Source organism: Luteococcus sp. H91, assembly GCF_038433135.1.
Lineage (GTDB): Bacteria > Actinomycetota > Actinomycetes > Propionibacteriales > Propionibacteriaceae > Luteococcus.
The window spans coordinates 25,563-43,033 of record NZ_JBCDMV010000022.1; the positions used below are offsets into that span (position 1 = coordinate 25,563).

The 17,471-nt window shown below is 68.3% G+C and carries 17 protein-coding genes; 7 read left to right on the top strand and 10 right to left on the bottom strand.

All coding sequences use genetic code 11. The features are described from left to right. Complete coding sequence (locus tag AAEX57_RS11975) at nucleotides 1-480, top strand: hypothetical protein (RefSeq protein ID WP_342092366.1); 480 nt, start codon at nucleotides 1-3, stop codon at nucleotides 478-480. 12 nt (nucleotides 481-492) lie between these two features. On the opposite strand, the gene ppgK is transcribed toward AAEX57_RS11975, so the two are convergent. The 6 genes from ppgK to AAEX57_RS12005 are packed head-to-tail and all read right to left on the bottom strand — an operon-like array spanning nucleotide 493 to nucleotide 6,647. After that, the gene (gene ppgK / locus AAEX57_RS11980; RefSeq protein ID WP_342092367.1) at nucleotides 493-1,245 is read right to left on the bottom strand and encodes a polyphosphate--glucose phosphotransferase; all 753 of its coding nucleotides are present in this window, start codon (nucleotides 1,243-1,245) and stop codon (nucleotides 493-495) included. Further along, entirely contained in the window at nucleotides 1,242-2,282 is a 1,041-nt protein-coding gene (locus AAEX57_RS11985) for a glycosyltransferase family 2 protein (RefSeq protein WP_342092368.1), read from the bottom strand. The genes ppgK and AAEX57_RS11985 overlap by 4 nt, the downstream gene beginning before the upstream one ends. 34 nt (nucleotides 2,283-2,316) lie before the next feature. Continuing rightward, the gene (locus AAEX57_RS11990; RefSeq protein WP_342092369.1) at nucleotides 2,317-3,144 is read right to left on the bottom strand and encodes a hypothetical protein; all 828 of its coding nucleotides are present in this window, start codon (nucleotides 3,142-3,144) and stop codon (nucleotides 2,317-2,319) included. Continuing rightward, nucleotides 3,141-4,265, bottom strand: coding sequence for a non-hydrolyzing UDP-N-acetylglucosamine 2-epimerase (gene wecB / locus AAEX57_RS11995; RefSeq protein ID WP_342092370.1), 1,125 nt, complete (start codon nucleotides 4,263-4,265; stop codon nucleotides 3,141-3,143). Before wecB ends, AAEX57_RS11990 begins: the two co-directional genes overlap by 4 nt. Next, nucleotides 4,262-5,317, bottom strand: a complete 1,056-nt coding sequence (locus AAEX57_RS12000) for a polysaccharide deacetylase family protein (protein ID WP_342092371.1) — start codon at nucleotides 5,315-5,317, stop codon at nucleotides 4,262-4,264. Before AAEX57_RS12000 ends, wecB begins: the two co-directional genes overlap by 4 nt. Nucleotides 5,318-5,345: 28 nt before the next feature. Further along, nucleotides 5,346-6,647, bottom strand: a complete 1,302-nt coding sequence (locus AAEX57_RS12005; protein WP_342092372.1) for an FAD-dependent oxidoreductase — start codon at nucleotides 6,645-6,647, stop codon at nucleotides 5,346-5,348. Between the two features lie 63 nt (nucleotides 6,648-6,710). Here AAEX57_RS12005 and AAEX57_RS12010 point away from each other — a divergent pair, with 63 nt between their 5' ends. The 3 genes from AAEX57_RS12010 to AAEX57_RS12020 all read left to right on the top strand — a co-directional run bounded on the left by AAEX57_RS12010 (nucleotide 6,711) and on the right by AAEX57_RS12020 (nucleotide 9,881). Continuing rightward, entirely contained in the window at nucleotides 6,711-7,958 is a 1,248-nt protein-coding gene (locus tag AAEX57_RS12010; protein WP_342092373.1) for a glycosyltransferase family 87 protein, read from the top strand. Nucleotides 7,959-8,019: 61 nt separating this feature from the next. Beyond that, nucleotides 8,020-9,243, top strand: a complete 1,224-nt coding sequence (locus AAEX57_RS12015) for an O-antigen ligase family protein (RefSeq protein WP_342092374.1) — start codon at nucleotides 8,020-8,022, stop codon at nucleotides 9,241-9,243. Then, a complete protein-coding gene (locus tag AAEX57_RS12020; protein ID WP_342092375.1) occupies nucleotides 9,243-9,881 on the top strand; it encodes a YveK family protein in 639 nt (212 codons plus the stop codon). The genes AAEX57_RS12015 and AAEX57_RS12020 overlap by 1 nt, the downstream gene beginning before the upstream one ends. A 6-nt stretch (nucleotides 9,882-9,887) precedes the next feature. Here AAEX57_RS12020 and AAEX57_RS12025 read toward each other — a convergent pair whose 3' ends face one another. The 4 genes from AAEX57_RS12025 to AAEX57_RS12040 all read right to left on the bottom strand — a co-directional run bounded on the left by AAEX57_RS12025 (nucleotide 9,888) and on the right by AAEX57_RS12040 (nucleotide 14,401). Beyond that, nucleotides 9,888-11,048, bottom strand: coding sequence for a right-handed parallel beta-helix repeat-containing protein (locus AAEX57_RS12025; RefSeq protein WP_342097787.1), 1,161 nt, complete (start codon nucleotides 11,046-11,048; stop codon nucleotides 9,888-9,890). A gap of 76 nt (nucleotides 11,049-11,124) precedes the next feature. Next, the gene (locus AAEX57_RS12030) at nucleotides 11,125-12,126 is read right to left on the bottom strand and encodes a glycosyltransferase family 4 protein (RefSeq protein ID WP_342092377.1); all 1,002 of its coding nucleotides are present in this window, start codon (nucleotides 12,124-12,126) and stop codon (nucleotides 11,125-11,127) included. Further along, nucleotides 12,123-13,382, bottom strand: coding sequence for a lipopolysaccharide biosynthesis protein (locus AAEX57_RS12035; RefSeq protein WP_342092378.1), 1,260 nt, complete (start codon nucleotides 13,380-13,382; stop codon nucleotides 12,123-12,125). Before AAEX57_RS12035 ends, AAEX57_RS12030 begins: the two co-directional genes overlap by 4 nt. Beyond that, entirely contained in the window at nucleotides 13,382-14,401 is a 1,020-nt protein-coding gene (locus AAEX57_RS12040; protein ID WP_342092379.1) for a hypothetical protein, read from the bottom strand. The genes AAEX57_RS12035 and AAEX57_RS12040 overlap by 1 nt, the downstream gene beginning before the upstream one ends. A gap of 186 nt (nucleotides 14,402-14,587) precedes the next feature. Here AAEX57_RS12040 and AAEX57_RS12045 point away from each other — a divergent pair, with 186 nt between their 5' ends. From AAEX57_RS12045 to AAEX57_RS12055, 3 genes are read left to right on the top strand one after another with little or no spacing between them, the layout of a single operon-like run. Then, nucleotides 14,588-15,712 carry a glycosyltransferase family 4 protein gene (locus tag AAEX57_RS12045; RefSeq protein WP_342092380.1) on the top strand — a complete coding sequence of 375 codons (1,125 nt, stop codon included), beginning with the start codon at nucleotides 14,588-14,590 and terminating at the stop codon, nucleotides 15,710-15,712. Further along, nucleotides 15,705-16,274 carry a DapH/DapD/GlmU-related protein gene (locus AAEX57_RS12050; protein WP_342092381.1) on the top strand — a complete coding sequence of 190 codons (570 nt, stop codon included), beginning with the start codon at nucleotides 15,705-15,707 and terminating at the stop codon, nucleotides 16,272-16,274. Before AAEX57_RS12045 ends, AAEX57_RS12050 begins: the two co-directional genes overlap by 8 nt. Next, a complete protein-coding gene (locus tag AAEX57_RS12055; RefSeq protein ID WP_342092382.1) occupies nucleotides 16,271-17,398 on the top strand; it encodes a glycosyltransferase in 1,128 nt (375 codons plus the stop codon). The genes AAEX57_RS12050 and AAEX57_RS12055 overlap by 4 nt, the downstream gene beginning before the upstream one ends. Nucleotides 17,399-17,471: the final 73 nt, after the last annotated feature.

A 17,471-nucleotide genomic window follows, 5' to 3' on the forward strand; every position in this document is an offset into this window, starting at 1 on the left:
ATGGCCACCCGCCGGTGGGCCTGGCTGCCACTGATCCACCGCGCCGCCTGGTTGGTCTCCTTCCTGACGGTGCTGGCCCTGGTGCTGGTCTCGGCCTTTGCCTGGCGGCTGGAGATGGCCGAGGACCTGATGCGGCAGGGCAAGGCCAGGAACCTGGTGCTCTCCACCCCGAACATGCCGTGGGATGCGATGTACTGCGACCGGGAGCATGACTGGACGGCCTACTGCTTCCCGCCGCAGCCGTCCACCACCCGAGGTGAGGCGATCGGTCTCAAGCAACTGGCCGCACAGCATGGCTGGAGCACCTTCGCGGTGCTCACCATCGACTTCCACACCTCCCGCAGCCGCTTCATCTTCGAGCGCTGCCTGGGCACCGATGTGACGGTGGTGGGGCGCCACATTCCTGCCGCGGACGACCAGGTGGCCTATCAGCTGGGCGCGTACGCCAAGGAGCTCAGGCTGGGGCGCTGCCCAGCCTGAGCGGTCCCGGCGTCAGCCCTTGCGCTGGGCGGCCAGCCAGGCCGCACCGATGATGCCGGCCTTGTTCTTCAGCTCGGCGGGGATGATCGGCGTGCTCAGCTTCAACAGCGGCAGGTACTTCTCGTGCTTCTTGCTGACCCCACCGCCGACGACGAACAGGTCGGGCCACAGGAGCATCTCCATCGTCTCGTAGTAGCGCTGCAGCCGCTCGGCCCAGTCGCTCCAGGAGAGGTCCTCCCGCTCCTTGGCGCTCATCGCCGCCCGGCTCTCGGCGTCGTGGCCGTCCAGTTCGATGTGACCCAGCTCGGTATTGGGCAGCAGCACGCCGTCGTTGATCACGGCGGTACCGATCCCGGTGCCCAGGGTGGTGAGGATCACCACGCCCTCGGTGCCCTTCGCGGCGCCGTACTGCACCTCGGCCAGCCCAGCGGCGTCCGCGTCGTTCACGATGGTGACGCCGCGGCCCAGCTTGTCCTCGAAGAACTTCTCGGCCTCCAGACCCTTCCAGGTCTGGTCGAGGTTGGCGATCATCGGCACCTTGCCATGCCGCACGGGTGCCGGGATGGTGATGCCGATCGGAGAGTCGCCGATCTCGGCGGCGAAGTGCTCGACGATCTGGCCCACGACGCCGACGACGGCCTCCGGGGTGGACGGCTGCGGCGTGTCGATCCGGAAACGGTCCGCGGCGAAATCGCCCTTGGTCAGGTCGACCGGTGCGCCCTTGACGCCCGAGCCGCCGATGTCAATGCCCAGAACTGTGTTCATTGCTCCAGCGTACTGGGCTGCTGGTGGTCAGGCACGATCTCCACCGTCGGGGTGCGGATCGGCTCCACGTCGTGCACCGCCCGCAACGAGAAGCCCAGGTTGTACAACTCCTCGAAGTAGCGCTTGGACTGCAGGCTCATCAGGGCTGCCACCATCAGCTGGGTGGAGAGGATCGCCAACGCGATGGTCAGCCCCTGCCAACCGAGCTTGCCCGCCAGGGTGAGCACCACGGCCACCAGGCCGAAGACCAGGGCGGGGATCAGCGGCACCCAGAAGGGCCGCCAGAGGTAGCCGTTGATCAGCTGCCGGTAGGTGGTCAGGCGGCTGGTGGTGCTGGTCAGGGCGGAGCGGCTGACCCGCTGCTCCAGACCGGCCCAGCTCAGTGTCGCCGGAATCTCCACGATCCGGGCGCGCAGGATCTGCGCCTTGTAGATGATCTCCACCATCACGTCCGGCCCCTCGGCCTTCAGCGAGAGCGAGCGGATGAAGGGGCCGTCGTAGGCGCGCACCATGCCGGTCAGGGTCTTCACGTCGTGGTAGGCCGTGAAGTTGAGGAATTTGTTGGCGGCCTGGCTGCGCACCGCCAGCGGCTTGGGCACCTGCACCGACTGCCCACCCTCCATGTAGGGGGAGGCGATCACCACGTGGGGTCGGGTCTCCAGCCAGGTGTCCACCAGCCGGCCGATGTCGTCGATCGAGTAACTCAGGTCGCAGTCGACGGCCACCACCACGTCGCCGTGCGAGGCCTGGATGCCGGTGCGCATCCCCGCACCCAGCCCGGCATTGCGGCGGTGGGAGAGGACGCGTGCCGGGGTGCTCAGCGTCTGGGCCGCGCGGGCGGCCTCGCCGAGGGTGTCATCATCGGAGCCGTCGTTGACGACGATGATCTCCCAGTCGATGGCGTTCTTCGCCTGGGCCAACTCGTCGATCGCCCGCAGGGTGCGGGCCACGGTGGTCTCTTCCCGGAAGGCCGGAATGATGAAGGATCCGGTCGGACGAGGGTGCGTCGTCGCTCCGGTGCCCTGGACGGGGGTCATGATCTTTCCCCCCAAATGATGTGCAGCCACTGAACTACCTAATCACTTGCGAGGGGGCAGGCGTCGGGCGGCCCCCCTGCCGAGTGTGCAGGAGCTGGATGGCACCCGCCACGGTGATGGCCAATCCGAGGGCGGCCAGCAGTTCGGTGTGCGGCCGGGGCAGTTCCTGCAGCAGGGCGAGCCCGACGATGGTCGGCACGACCGTCTCCATCAGGTACATCGGGGCCAGCACCGGTGTGGCCTCGCTGCGAGCCAGCCCGCGGGTGAGGTGCACCTGACCGAGCACGATCCCCAGCCCCGTGAACCCGCCCGCGATCCAGGTGTTCAGTGGCAACTGCCAGAAGATCCACAGCGGGTGCGCGGCGTCGCCGATCACCAGTCGGGCACCGATCGCGCCGAAGCTGAAGCCCAGCCCCGAAGCCATCCCCAGTACAACGGGTGGCAGGCGGACGGCGAGGGCGGCGGTGGTCACGGCGACGCAGCCAGCCAGCAGCCACAGGTGGGCGGGGCGGATCGCGACGGCGGGGCCGGGGATGGTCGCGGTGCCCAGCAGGGCGAGCCCCACCAGCAGTGCCACCAGTGCCAAGGCCTCGCGGCGACCCAGCCGGCGCGCTCCGCTGACATGTTGCAGCACCGCGGTCACGCCCAGCCCGGCGGCGGAACAGGCCTGCACGATCAGCAGGGGCAGGGTGCGTCGGGCCAGCAGCGTGAAGCCGAAACCGGCGGCCTGCAGCACGGTGCCGATCCACCAGGAGCGGGACTTGAGGGCTCCATCGGCGTGCTGGGAACCCTCGTGCAGTCGGGCTCCAGCGGCGCCATAGGCGAGGACGCCCAGCAGCAGGAGCAGCGCGCTCCAGATCATCGTGCTGCCGGCCAGCGGGCGTCGATCTCGTCGACGATCAGCTGGCTGGCGCTGTGTTGCGGATAGGGCAGGTCACGGTCTTCCAGCTGGTCGCGCCAGTCCGGGGCATCCGCCCAGGCCTGCAGCATGGCGTCCACCGGGTCGTCATCGCCCAGCAGCCGACACCAGCCGTCGAGCAGCTCGGGGCGTTCCGTGGAGTCGCGCACCACCAGCAGCGGGCGCCGGAAGAGGCAGGCCTCCTCCTGGACACCGCCGGAGTCGCTGACCAGCAACCCGGCTGCCGATTCCAACCCGACGAAGGTGCGGGGTGGTTGTGGTTCGATCACGCGCACCGCGCCCAGGCGATCCGACAGGTCCCAGCGCTCGATGTTCTTGGCGGTGTGCGGGTGCAACGGAACCACGACGGTGGTCTGCTCGGCCAGGGCAGCCAGCGCGGTCACCAGCCGGGTCAACTTCTCCCGGTCGTCGACGGTGCCCGCGCGGTGCACGGTGCTCAGCACGTACTGCCCCTCGGCAAGGCCCAGATCGGCCAGGATCCGGTCTCGTTCCTGCGGCCCGGGGGCGATCACGGACATCGCGTCCAGCAGCGTGTTGCCGGTGACCTTGAGCCGGTGCTCCTCGACGCCTTCGCGTCGCAACTGTTCCGCGTTGACGTCCAAGGGGGTGCAGCACAGGTCGGCCACCTGGTCCACCAGGATCCGGTTGATCTCCTCCGGCATGCCACGGTCATGGCTGCGCAGCCCGGCCTCGACGTGCACCAGCGGCGTGCCGGTGGTGCTGGCCGCCAGAGCGCCCGCCAGGGTCGAGTTGGTGTCGCCCTGCACCACCGCGGCGCGGACCGGCTTGTCGATCAGGTAGCGGGTCAGCTCGCTGGTGGCCTGCCCGATCTGCTCCCCCCGGGTCTGGCCACCGATGTGGATGTGGTCGGTCACGTCGACGCCGGCCAGGTCATCCAGCACGTTGTGCCACATCGCCTCGTCATAGTGCTGACCGGTGTGCAGCACCCGGCTGCGCGGGCCCAGCGCCCGGGCGATTCCGGCCAGCTTGATTGCCTCGGGGCGGGTGCCGATCACCAGCAGGACGTCGGCGTCGCTCCCCTCGGAGGTCACTGTCGGGGTCACTGCGCGGCAACCTCACGGCCGCGGGAGAGCACGTCGATCCCCCGTTCCCGGACGGGGATCCCCTTGATGGATTCGGCATGCTCGGCCAGGTTCACCAGTCGGTACTGCTTGGCGAAGGCCTCCAGGATGAAGTCCAGCATCTCGCGCTTCTTGCCCAGCGCCATGGTCATCCCGGGGAAGAACTCCAGGCCGGGGGCATCCTTGCCGTCCAGCAGGTCCAGCGGGTGCAGCAGCAACGACGGCTGCGTTCCGGTCGCCTTGCAGAAGGCCAGGGCGGCCTTGATGTAGGCCTTGGCGACGGGTACCGAGTAGCCGGACAGGTAGATCACGTAGGAGGCGTGGATCGGTACCCGGGCCATCGGGAAGACCGTCACGGGCACCTCGGTTAGCTGCACGGCCGGGGACGTCCTGCCGTCCACCTCGCAGCAGGGTGCCTTCCAGGTGAAGGGCTTGTTGGGCAGGCCGGCATCCCACAGCGAGCCGAACAGCGCCTTGCGGTCCTCTCGCTCCTGCTTGGTCAGGGTCTTGTTGGTGCGCAGGTAGTACTGCCGCGCGACCGGACCGATCCAGGTGGCCAGCACTGAACAGTCGTAGTCGTAGTCCAGTTCCACCAGGGCGCGCATCAGGTCGGGGCTCATCGCGAAGCCGGGGGCCCGGAAGCCGCGGGGCTTGGGGGCGCCGGCCGCCATGATGGCGTCCTCGGTACGCCTCAGCTCGTCACGCAGTTGCTGTGGCGAGTACAGGTGCAACCACGGCTCGTGCTCGTAGGAGTGGCTGCCGATCTCGCAGCCGAATTCCACCAGCCGGGTGACGAAGTCCGGGCCGTCCGCGGCGGCGGCGTCGGCACCCACCACCATCACCGACGGCTTGATCCGGTGCGCGCCGAAGGCCTCCACCATCCGGTCGCCCAGGATCGGCAGGTAGCTGGGCCGTTCCACCCAGTCGGCGTCGCCGTGGGTGCGCTTGTAGCTCCAGAAGTTGTCCGCATCGAGCCCGATGCTGGCCAGCGGCTTGTTGCGCTGTGAATCGCTCATTCCTCGTGAATTGCTCATCTTCGTCCCCCTCCGTCAAAGCCGATCATCAGTCCGGCAGACTCGCAAGGGCTCGTTCCACCAGGTCCAGCGAGGCCTCGACGTTCAGGGTGCCGGTGGTGTTCTGCACGGTGCCCACCACGTGGACCCCGGGAATCGACGTCTGGAAGGGCATCGGTGCGCTGGCGCCCGGCACCGGCAGCGGCACCACGTGCGGCGCCCGGTTGATGCTGCTGGCCAGGATTCGTGGTTCGAAATCGGGGAAGGCCTTGCGCAGGCCGGCGAGCATCCGCTCGCGCACCTGGTCGTCGGAGAGATTGAACCACTCGTCGTTGGGCGCGCAGTAGTGCGGCAGGTAGACCAGACTGGCGCCGCCGGTCTGTTCCGCCGGGAGCAGGGCGTGCATCCCGATCACGCCCGTGAGTTCCACGTCGTCCACCAGATAGGTGATGTAGCAGTCGTTCGGCGGGCTCTCCAGCAGGAAACTGCCGCAGACCACGCCCAGATAGGGCGCCGACGTCAGTTGGGAGCGTTCGGCATCGGTCAGCTGGGGCAGCAGGGTGCTGGTGACCGGGCCGGGGGTGGTGACGAAGACGCGGTCAGCCTGCAAGGAGTTGCCGTCGTCCAGGGCGACGCGCAGGCCACCCTCCGGGAGGGACTCGATCGCGGCGACCCCGACGCCGGTGCGGATCTCCCCGCCCAGCTCCTGCACCCGTTGCTGCATCGCGGCGAAGACGGGGCCATAGCCGTGCGGCAGGACGCCGAAACGATCCCCGGCACCCTTCAACCGCGCCTGCACCAGCCGACGGAAGGTGCTGACCATGAAGGTGGCCGAGACCTGATCCGCCTGGGTGCCCAGCTTGGCCCGCAGGATGGGCCACCAGAAGGCATCGAGGGCGGATCGCCCCGCGGTCCGGCCCAGCCAGCTCACGGCGGTCATCCGGTTGGCGAGTCTCATCGGGAGCGCCAGCGACGCGGCGATGGACGCCCCGATGCGTGCCCGGTCCGCAAACTTGAGCATCGGGAGCTTCGCCATGTCCACCAGGCTGCTGGCGGGGTAGCGGGTACCGCCGGCAATGATCTCCGCGGGGGCGGAGGTCCAGCGGACGCTGTCCTTCAGCCCGAGCTCGTCGAGCAGGGCCAGGACCCGCTCGTCGGATTCGAGGATCACGTGGTAGAAGCGGTCCACGTCGAAGCTGGAGCCGTTCACCGTGAAGCGCTCGGTTGCGGTGAGCCCGCCCAGCGCCGGGAACCTGTCCACGAGCGTCACCCGGTGGCTGGCTCGGCAGCCGGCGAGGGCGAGGGCAGCGCCGGTGGCCCCGCCGCCGATCACAATCCAGTTCTCAGCCATGGCTCCGAGACTAGTGCCTTGTAGCATCGGGCAGGAACGGGCAATTCGTGGGGAAGGGGGGTGGTGGCAGTGCAGGAACCGGCCAGGCGTCCGATCCTCTGGGGAGCCGCCGCTTGGCTGCTGCTGTGGGCCATCGTGGCGGGGATGGTGCTGCGCAACCTGGCGTCGCCGACGGATGCGGTGGGCCTGCGGTACGACTATGCCGACTTCCGCGACACCACGTGGACCCCCTTGCAGGACTTCCTGCGCGGGCAACTGCCGTGGGAGACCGCGGACTATCAGCTCCGGCACCCCAATGCGCAGCCCTTCCTGCTCTACGTTCCGCACTACTTCGCGCTGGGATTCCTGCTGTTGATGTTGCCCTACCCGGCTGCCGTGGGCCTGTGGATCGGGCTGACGACCGCGAGCGTGGCGATGCTGGTGACTGCCAGCATGTGGCGTTGGCTCCCCGGGGTGGCGCGGCGCGCACCCTGGGTGGTGCTGCCGCTGTCATGCTTCTTCGCCCTCACCCCACCCGGCAAGTACGGTCTGTTCACCGGCAACTGGGTCACCGTCTGCGCCCCGGCGGCTGCCGCACTGGTGCTGGTGCGCCGCCCGTGGTCCGTGGCCGGGGCGCTCTTCCTGTCTGTGGTCAAACCACAGGTGGGTGTGCCGGCCAGCCTCATGGCGCTGGGGTGGGGCCGATGGAAGGGTGTGCTGATGGCGGCTGGTGCCAGCCTGCTGCTGGTGCTGCCGGTGATGGGCGTGGCCGTGAGGCGCGCCGGGGGCGTGGGCCCCTTCATCGACATGCTGGGCCGTAACCTGCAGGCGGCAGACCAGGAACTGAGCAGCAATGCCCTGCCCCAGGTGGACACGGCACACCTCCTGGGTCAGCTGGGGGCTCCGGGCCCGCTGGTGCTGGCGGGGGGACTCGTGGTGGCCCTGGCGGTCGGGCTCCTCGGGTTGTGGGCCGGCCGACGTGCCCCGGGGTCGGCCGGGCAGGCGCTGGGCCTTGGACTGTTCGTGCTGCTGGCCCTTCCCAATCTGCTCTACACGGCGCTGGTCCTGGTGCCGGCCATCGCGGGGCTGGTGGCGGAGGTCGGAGCCGGCCTGCGGGACCGGGGCAGTGACGGCCGGTGGAGGGCGCCGGTCGTGCTACGGCTGCTTCTGTTGGGCCTGTTGCTGTTCCCCTTCGTGAACTTCTACCGGCTCTTCCCACTACTGGGTTACTCGGTGGCAGTCGGCTACCTGGTCAACGCCATCTGCCTCAACCTGGCCGCACTGGTGGCGCCGCTGACGCTGAGACTTCGCTGTGGTGAGGCAGAACGCTGACACGTGGAAGCCCTAGATTGTGAGTCGGACATCTGTCTGGGAAGTGAACGGGGGAGGGCACATGTTTCCAGCCGCTGCCATCGTGCCCTTGTTCGCGCTGCTGGGCCTCTGGTTGACGATCGAGACGCGGCCTTTGATGCGCGGCCGATTGGACGCCATGCAGGTGGGTGCCCTGACGCTGCTGGGCTGGCCCACGGTGCTCGCCGTGCTGCGCAGCCAGTTCTCGACCCTGCAGGCCACCCCCATGATGTTGCTGGGTTTCCTGCCAGGGCTCATCTTCGGCGCCGTGCTGGGTTACCGGCTCCTGCGGGAGCGACGGGTCCTCAACCCCGGTGTGGTGATGGTCTGGCTGGCCGTGGCATTCATCGTCCTGCACGCTGCCCTGACCCACCAGTCCCTGGTCTGGGGGCTGATGTGGATGGTCAGCACCCTGCCCGCCCTGTTCTGCGGCTGGGGGACGTTGGAATCGGTGCGCCGGGCCGGCGCCCAGAGCCTGCTTGCGGTCTGGCTGGGCATGTTGTTGGTGATGCTGGTGGATCCGGCGCGCAATGTCAGCGAATGCCGGGCTGACAAGTGCAGCATCTTCGGGAAATTCCTCACCCCCGGCGGTGAGCTGAACAACGAGCTGGGCATGATCCTGGCGCCATTGCTGCCCTTGGCACTGTTCGGAGCCTCCCGCGGCAAGATCCTGCGGGTGAGCATTCCGGTGGTGCTGATGGTCAATCTCAGTGGCAGTCGCTCCAGCCTGATCATGGCCTGTCTCGGTGTGATCACCTCGCTGCTGTTCACCCTGCCGCGCCGCCCCCGCGACTGGGGCTTTGCCACGCTGATCGTGGCCGTGGTGGGTGCGACGCTCGTGCCGGTGCTGCGCACCTTCCCCGACGACGGTTTCACCTGGCGCGGCATCCTGTGGGTGCGGGCCAAGGAACTCATTGCCAGCCACCCCTGGCTGGGACATGGCCCCTCCTACTGGGTTCGGCAGACCGAGACCAACCTGTTCGGTCCCAACTACGCGCCCCACAACGTCTGGCTGGAGATGATGGTCACCGGCGGATTGTTCTACACCGTCCTGGTGGTCGTGGGGGTGGGTTTGGCGATCTCTCGGCAGAGCCCCCGCAACCGGGCCGCCGCCAGCGCGCTGTTGATCGCCGTGCTGAGCAGCGGCATGACCGAGGCGCCGATCATGCCCTACCGTTTCGCCTTCCCACCCGGCCCCTTCATCACCCTGCTTCTTCTCACGTCACTCACTCCAACCACAGCCGTCAAACGCAAGGAGTCTCTCTAATGGATGTCCAGGGCTACCTCCGGGCCATACGTCGGCGCCTGTCCGTCGTCATCGCCTGCACGCTGGTGGGTGGGCTGTTGGGCCTGGTCCAGGTGTTGCGCACACCGATCAGCTACAGCTCGACGGTCACGCTCTATGTGAGCGCGGCCAAGGCGAACAGTGCCGGTGACCTCAACGAGGGCGCTGCCTATGTCCAGAACCAGATGGCCAGCTACCAGGAACTGGTGTCCTCCCCAGTCGTGCTGGAGCCCGTGATCGACACACTGCACCTGGACGCCGACGCGGCCAGTGTGGCCGCCAATGTCAATGCCACGGCCGCGGCGGAGACGGCGATCCTGGAGATCGTGGTCAGCCAGCCCACCGCCGACGAGGCGATGGCGCTGGCCACTGCCGTCGGCAACCAGACCGCCAAGACGCTGGCTGAGGTGACCCCGCGCACGGACCAGAACGAACCCACCGTCCATGCCCGGGTGGTCTCGCCCGCCTCCGCCGCCCAGGCGCCCGGTGCGCTGCCGCGGGTGGTCCCGGTGGCCCTGGGGCTTGCCGCCGGCCTGGTGCTGGGCTGTCTGGCTGCCCTGCTGATGCATGCCCTCAGCCCGGCGCCAGTGATGGCCCGCAAGGCGCAACTCGAGGACTGAGTCGGATCAGCCCACCCGGCGCAGGTTGCGCTGGGCCACCGTATTGGCCGAGCCGTAGTCCGTGTGGAAGGCGGCTGTGTGCTTGACGAGGGCGTAGTTGTTGGTCATCCGGATGTTCCACGGGTTTCGTGCCTTGGCGCCGCCGGGGCCGATCACCACCGGGACGGCCACATTCCTTTGCCGGGTGAGGTTGATCCGGTTGTTGGTGATCGTGACGTCGTGCGTGCCGGACAGCACGACGATGGCCGAGGCAAAGCCGGTGTCCACGGTGGAGGCCTTGACGAAGGAATTGCCCTTGATCGTGACGCGGGCCGTCCGGTCCTCCAGGTGGACCGTGTTCATCGGATGGTTGCTGAACGAGTTGTTCAGGATCTGGACATTCTGGTAATTGGCCACACCCACCGCGAAGCCGGCGCCGGGGCCGGGGGCGGTGTTGTTGCGGAAGGTGGAGTTCTTCACCACCACGTCGCGCCCCACGCCAGAGGGGGCGTTGAACTCCAGGTCATCGCTGTGGTTGTTCTGGAAGACGCTGCGGTCCACGGTGACGCCGCTGACGGTGCCCTTGGCGTCGCTGGGTTCCATCAGGCCGTACTGGGTGTTCTGGATGGTGCTGTTCGTGATGCTCAGGCCGGAGACCTTGTCGTGACGGTCATCCGGGTCCAGCTGGATGGCGGAGAAGTCATTGGTGGGCCACCGGGAGTAGCCGGTGTCGATGACGAGCCGGTCCAGGCGGTAGCCGTGACCGTTCTCGAAGGTGAGCATCCGGCCGTAGGCCACGTCGGTGCGGGTCAGCTTGAGCCGAGAGACACTGCCATTGCCCTTCGAGAAGTGGAAGAGCTCGGTCCACGGCACATTGGGTACCAGCGCCAGTTCCGAGCGCTTGCCGGAGCCGACGATGTGGACGCCCGCGGGTACGTCGATGCGGTTGGTGCGCTGCGACGGCTTCACCAGCACGCGGGAATCGGGCAGCACCACGGTGCCGCCGCCACGCTGTGACACCTGACGCATGGCTCGTTCGATCCGCACGGCATTGTCACTGGGGGAGGTGCCCGCAGTGACACGCACCGTGGTGGTGGGAGCCTGCTGAGGTGGTTGGAAAACTGCGACGCTGGTGGCCGTAAGAGCCACTGCGCCCAGGACGCTGATCACGACGGTTCGTCTCGCCATCTCCCCGATCAAATCCCGAGTTCAAGTCGCAGTTATCCCAGCACAGTTTTGGTCGAATGACCAAACCTGTTTCCTCTCAGTTGATTCCCATGGTCCTCAGGTACCGATCAGTCACCGGTCCCATTCGGAAGCGCTCGTTGACAAGGGCTTCGTTCCGGTCTGCCTGGGCACAGCTGTCTTCCCAGCGCTCGCCGACCTCCCGGATGGCCCGCAGGCAATCGGCGGCATCGCCGGTGCGGAAGGCGGTGGCATGGAAGTCCTCGGGCAGGGTGGCGGCGACGGCCTCGCTGCAGATGATCGGCAGGCCGCTGGCTGCGGCCTCCAACAGCACGATGCTGTTGGCCTCCGCATCTGCGGTGTGCAGGAAGACGTCGGCTTCTCGCATGCGCTGCGCGGCCTGGGAGGTCGCTCCCTCGAAGTGGGCATGGGGCTGGGCGGCATTGAACTCGTCCATCACCCGCTGGTAGTCCTCGGATCCGGCGGGGCCCCACCAGGTGAAGCGGGCCTGCGGCAATTCCCGTCCGGCCGCGGTCACGGCGTCGATCCATACCTGCGGGTTCTTCTGGTCGGCCACCCTGGCCACCGAGACGAAGCGGGTGGGGGTCCGGGCCCGGGGGCCCTCGGGATGGAAGTCCGCGGCGGCGCCGTTGTTCACCAGGACAACCCGGTCCCGGTTCGGGAAGCGGCTGGTGTACTGCTGGTGCGCCACCTGGCTGACGGCGATCACTGCGGCGGTGCGTGGCAGCAGCACCCATTCGGCACAGCGCAGCATCGGATCGGCGAAGTCGTCCGACGCGCTGTGCAGCACGCAGGTGACGGGGGTGCGGGGTGCTGCCGCCAGCCGGGCGTAGACATTCGGCAGGGCAGAGTGCGCCAGGATGTGTGTCGGGTGGAAGTCGCGCAGTTGGCGGCGCAGGGTTCGGATCCGGCCGGCGGGTCCCTGGGCCGGGCCCTCCGGGTCGAGGTAGACGGTGCGGGTCTCGATGCCGCGGGCGGTGAACTCCGCCTCCAGACTGGACACCAGCGTCTCGGCTCCGCCGAGCTGCGGCTTGACGAGCACCTGGGCAATACGGGTCATGATCTACTTCCCTTCGGTTCCTCACCATCGCGGCTGTCCTTGTCCTCACGGGCGAGGGCCAGGAACAGTGAAGCGGCCAGCATCAGGGCCATGGCAACTTGTGCCACCGCGGCCGCGATGGCCGCACCGGTGGCGCCGTGCGCGGGAGCGAGCAGCACGATCGCCAGCATCTGCACCAGCACGCCCACGGGCAGGCAGATGCTCACCAGGCCGTCGTGGCCGGTGGCCTGCAGGATCATGGCCACCGGCTGGTTGAAGATCACGATGGCGGTGGAGATCGCAAGGATCCGCAGTACCTCAACCGAACCGACATAGGCCGGGCCGAGCAGCAACAGGATGACGGGGCGGGCGAAGACGACCACCAGCAGGGCCGTCGCCAACGCACCCAGCAGCAGCACAGAACTCTTTCGGATCGCCCGCCAGCCGCCCCGGATGGTCCGGGCCGCGGCGACGTGCGGGATGGAGGCCGTGCTGAAGGCACCGATCAACAGGGCGATCGGCTGGGTCCAGCGGTTCACCGCTCCGTAGAGGCCGTTCTGTGCCGCGCCGGCCAGCCGGGTCAGCAAGGGGGCATCGAGCGACTGCAGGCTACCGCTGAGACTGATGATCCCGTAGCGGGTGGCACCCGCCCAAGGGTTCATGGGGCGGAAGGCGCCGCGGCTGGAGACCAGGGCGCGCGCGCCTCGCCACCACATGAACAGGCTCGCGCACAGACTGCCGATGCTGGTGGCCACCAGCAGGCGCATCGGATCCAGGCTGACCAGGCCCATCGCCAGGACCGCCACCAGCATGCTGACCCGGTTCACCAGCATGGACAACGAGACCACCGACACGTGGGCGGCGGCCCGCAGCGGTACCTGCACCGTCTGTTCCAACTGCATGCCCAGCAGCACCAAGGAGGCAGCCCACCAGATCCGCCACCCCGGCATCAGCAGCAGTGCCAGCAGGATTACCAGGCTGAGCACCGTGTTCATCAACATCTTGGTGCCCAGTCGGTTGAACATCTCGGTGGTGCGGCCGCGATCTCTGGCCAGTTCCCGCAGCCAGTACTCATTGGAACCGAAGTCGATCAGGCCGACGCCTATCCCGGCGATCGCCAGGCCCAAGGTGGCCAGACCGAAGGCGCTGGGGTGGCTCTGCCGGGCAACGATGGCGAAGGTACCGGCCATCAAGATCTGGGAAAAGCCCGTCGCGCCGGCCAGCACGATTGCCTGGAAGCCCGGGCGGCCCCGGAACCGGCCGATGTCCAGCGGCATCAGAACATCAACCCTCGTACGAAGTCATCGGCTCCCAGCTCCAACGCCGCCGGAGAGGGGCGATCCATCATGTCGCGCATGGCGGCCGCGGCGCCTTCGGGTGTGATCTCACACTGGGCAGCCCCGGCACCCAGGCGGCGACAATCCGCCTCATAGGCGGGGGTCCCGGGCAGGATCACCCGGGTGCCGGCGGCGGCAGCCTTGGCCACCATCCCGGACGGCGCCTGGTTGGAGTAGAGCAGCACCAGACAGTCCAGGTTGGCCACCAAGGAATCCAGTTCCCCGTCGCTGAGCCGGGCATCCAGGATGTGCACCGGCGCCTCGCTGTGGTGGGAGGTCACCTGGTCGGCGATCTCGGGAGCGAGCCGGCCGGCCAGCACAAGTCCCACTTGCTGTGGGTCCAACATGTCCAGTGCCTGCTGGACGACCGGCACATTCTTGCGTTCGTCCAGGGCGCCCAGCACGCCGAACCAGAAGCGGTCCCCGGTGAGGGGAACCGGTGGCTGCGCATCCGGGGCCAGGGTCACCGGATCCGGCACGTGCGACGCATCGGGCGTGGCCAATGCGCTGGACAGGTAGCGCAGTTGCACCCTCGCCTGGCGGCTCGCCAACCGGAACAGGGCGCGTCGGATGTACTCGATGGCGGCGGTGAGCACTCGGCTGGAACGTGGCTGGGCGTGCTCCCGCATCACCAGCAGCCGCACCTCGCAGGGGGCGGGCCAACTGCCTGGGCGGGCCAGCCGCAGGGCATGGTGGTCACCATCGGGGATCACCACGCGGGACGCGCCCAGTGTGGTGGCATGGTCGGCAAGGTTGGACAGCGACGCGTCGGCCAACACGTCCACCGGTAGGTCTGCGGGCGGTTCGGCGATGCCCGCCAACTCCTCCAGCGCGGGAGCGGTGGTGACCAGACGGACGTCCGCGCCCCATTCGCGGGCGCGACGCGCCAGCAATTCCACGTAGTTCCACCGATGGCCCTGGAAATTGTCCTCACAGAGCAGGATCAGCTCATGCCGCACTGCATCTCCCCCGAAATCACTTCCAGCCGGAGAACCGGTCTGGTCCGTCGAGATTATCGGTGCGACGGGTGGTAACAAACTCCCCGAGTCTGCAAACACAGCCGCTCCACAGTTCTTCCGCCACCGGACGATGGCAGCTGGCCTAGGATTGCGCCAGCACAATGTGCCGATTCGGGGGAGGACCACTTGTCAACATCACCAATCCGGGCGCTGTGGGTGACCAATGCGGCTGCCCCCTACCGCATTCCGATTTGGGCCGAACTGGCCAGACGCTTCGATCTGCGGATCGGTCTGCTGGAGACCACGGCGCGGTTGCAGCGCAAGGAGCTCAACCGCGGCGATGACTGGGTGGCGCGGCAGGTGCCGGGTGCCAAGGTGGTGGAGTACCGCACCGTTCGGGTCAAGCGTGGTGAGGACACCTACTTCGGGTTGCCGCTGCCCGACGCGGCCAGGGACCTGGCCCGAGCCGATGTGGTGTTGCTGGGCGGCTGGGACTCGCCCGCCTATTGGCAGCTGCTGGCGCAGGCCCGCCTCACCCGCAAGCCGGCGGTGGGCTTCTACGAGAGCACCCTGGCCAGTCGCTCGCGGCACACGGGTGCTCTGGCCGCCGCTCGGCGTCGCTACTTCCACGCGCTGGATCGGGTGGTGGTGCCGGGGCCGGCCGCGCGCGATGCGGTCCTGGACATGGGGGTGGACCCGTCGCGGGTGCTGATGGGCTTCAACGCCGTTGACTCTGCGGTCTTCCGGCAGACGCCGGCCGCCCAGCCGCACACCGGCCACCGATTCCTCTACGTCGGGCAGTTCATCGCCCGCAAGAATCTGGAGGCCATCGTCGATGCCTTCGCCGAGATGGCCGACGAGCAGGACAGGTTGACGCTGGTGGGGCAGGGTGAACTGCGCGCGACCATCCAGCAACGGGCCGCGGACTCCGGCGTCGGGGAGCGGGTGCACTTCGTCGAATACCTGCCCAACAACGAGCTCCCGGGGCTGATGGCCGAGCAGGACTGTCTGGTGCTGGCCTCCCACGTTGAGGTCTGGGGCCTGGTGGTGAACGAGGCGCTGGAATCCGGCATGCAGGTGGTGGTCACCGCCAACTGTGGGGTGGCGCCGTCGGTTGCCGGGATGCCGGGCGTGCATCTGGCCAGCGCCGACGCCAGCGACCTGGCCGACGTGATGCGAAAGGCCCGTGCCGACTGGCAGGGACGGATCGTGGACCCGCCCATCAGGAAGTACACCCCCGAGCGTTTCGCGGGGGTCTTCGAGGAGGCGCTCCGGGCTGCCATCGCCAGCCGAGGTGGACGAGATGACTGACGCTACGGTTGCTGGACGGGGGCACTTCCGTCGGCTGGCCGAGTTCACCGGGAAGGGGTATGACAAGGGACGTTCCCCGCTGGTCTGCGCCGCCTGGGCGTTGGCTGCCGAACCCCTGACCCGCTCGGTGCTGTGCCCACCCGCGGCCCGCGCTCGGGTGTTGCGCGCCTTCGGCGCCAAGATCGGCCAGAACGTGAACATCCGCAATGACGTGCGGATCCACTGGCCGTGGAAGCTCACCGTCGGGGACAACAGCTGGATCGGGGTGGGAAGCTACCTGCTCAACCTGGAACCGATCACCATTGGCAGCGACGTGTGCATCTCCCAGCAGACCTTTCTGTGCACCGGAAGCCATCGCGCCGACGACCGAGCCTTTGAGTTCGACAATGGTCCGATCACCGTCGAGGACGGCGCCTGGGTGGCTGCCCGGGCGACGGTGCTGCGCGGCGTGACGGTGGGCCGGGATGCCGTCGTGGGTGCCACCGCACTGGTCTTCAAGGATGTGCCCGCGGGCGCTCGGGTGTTGGCGCCACAGAACGAGGTCAGGGAGAGGCAGCTGTGAAGATCATCCAAGTGGCCACCGTCATCACCCCGGAGAATGCCTATGGGGGGCCCACCACGGTCGCATTCAACCACTGCCGGGCGCTGATCGCCGCTGGCCACGACGTCACGCTGGTGGCAGGAGCCCAGGGCTTCGACGGCCCGCTGCCCGAGACCTACCAGGACGTCCCGGTCAAGCTCTTCCCGGTGGCCCAGGCCATTCCGGGGGCCGGTTTTGCGGGCATGGCCTGCCCGGGCATGCTGCGGTGGCTGGCACGACACGCAAAGCAGGCCGATGCGGTGCACGTGCACCTGGCTCGCGACTTCGTCTCCTTGCCGGCCGCGTCGCTGGTGCAGAACCTGGGCGTGCGGACCTGCGTGCAGACGCACGGCATGATCGACCCGTCGGACAAGCTGCTGGCCAAGCCGCTTGACGCGGTGTTCACCCGACGGGTGCTGCGGGCGGCCGCACGCGTATTCCATCTCACGGGGGTGGAGCGTGAAGGGGTGCTGGCCGTCGCCGGCCCCACGCTGCGGGTCGAGGAACTGCACAATGGTCTGGATGCCGACTCGATGCCCAGGCCGCTGCCCCATGAGGGCACGACGGTGCTGTACCTGGCCCGCCTCCAGGCCCGCAAACGCCCCTTGGTCTTCGTCGAGGCTGCCCGGCAGCTGGCCCCCGAATTCCCGGATGTCGTCTTCCGGATGGTTGGCCCCGACGAGGGGGAGGGGCCGGCCGTGTCGGCCGCCATCGCTGCGGCCGGGCTCGGGGACCGACTGGTGTGGAGCGGATCGGCGGACCGCGAGGGTTGCCAGCGGGCGATGAGCGAGGCGGATGTCTACGTACTGCCGTCGGTGGACGAGCCGTACCCGATGTCCGTGCTCGAGGCGCTGGCGGCCAGGCTGCCGGTGGTGCTCACCGACACCTGTGGGTTGGCTCCGGCCGTCGCCGGGGCCGAGGCCGGCACGGTGACCAGCCATGATCCGACCGAGATCGCCCCCGCGATCCGCAGGTATCTGATCGATCCCGAGCTGCGTCGCCTGACGGGTGAACGGGCCGCGCGGTTGATCGCCGACGAGTTCTCGATGCAGCCCATCGTCCAGCAGTTGGTGGCGGCCTATGCCCAGCCGCCGAGACAGGGCTGAGGGGCAGCTTTGAAGGCCGCGCGACCGCGGCCCTGAAGGTAGGATGTCTGCTGGCCGCGGCAGGTGCTGCGCT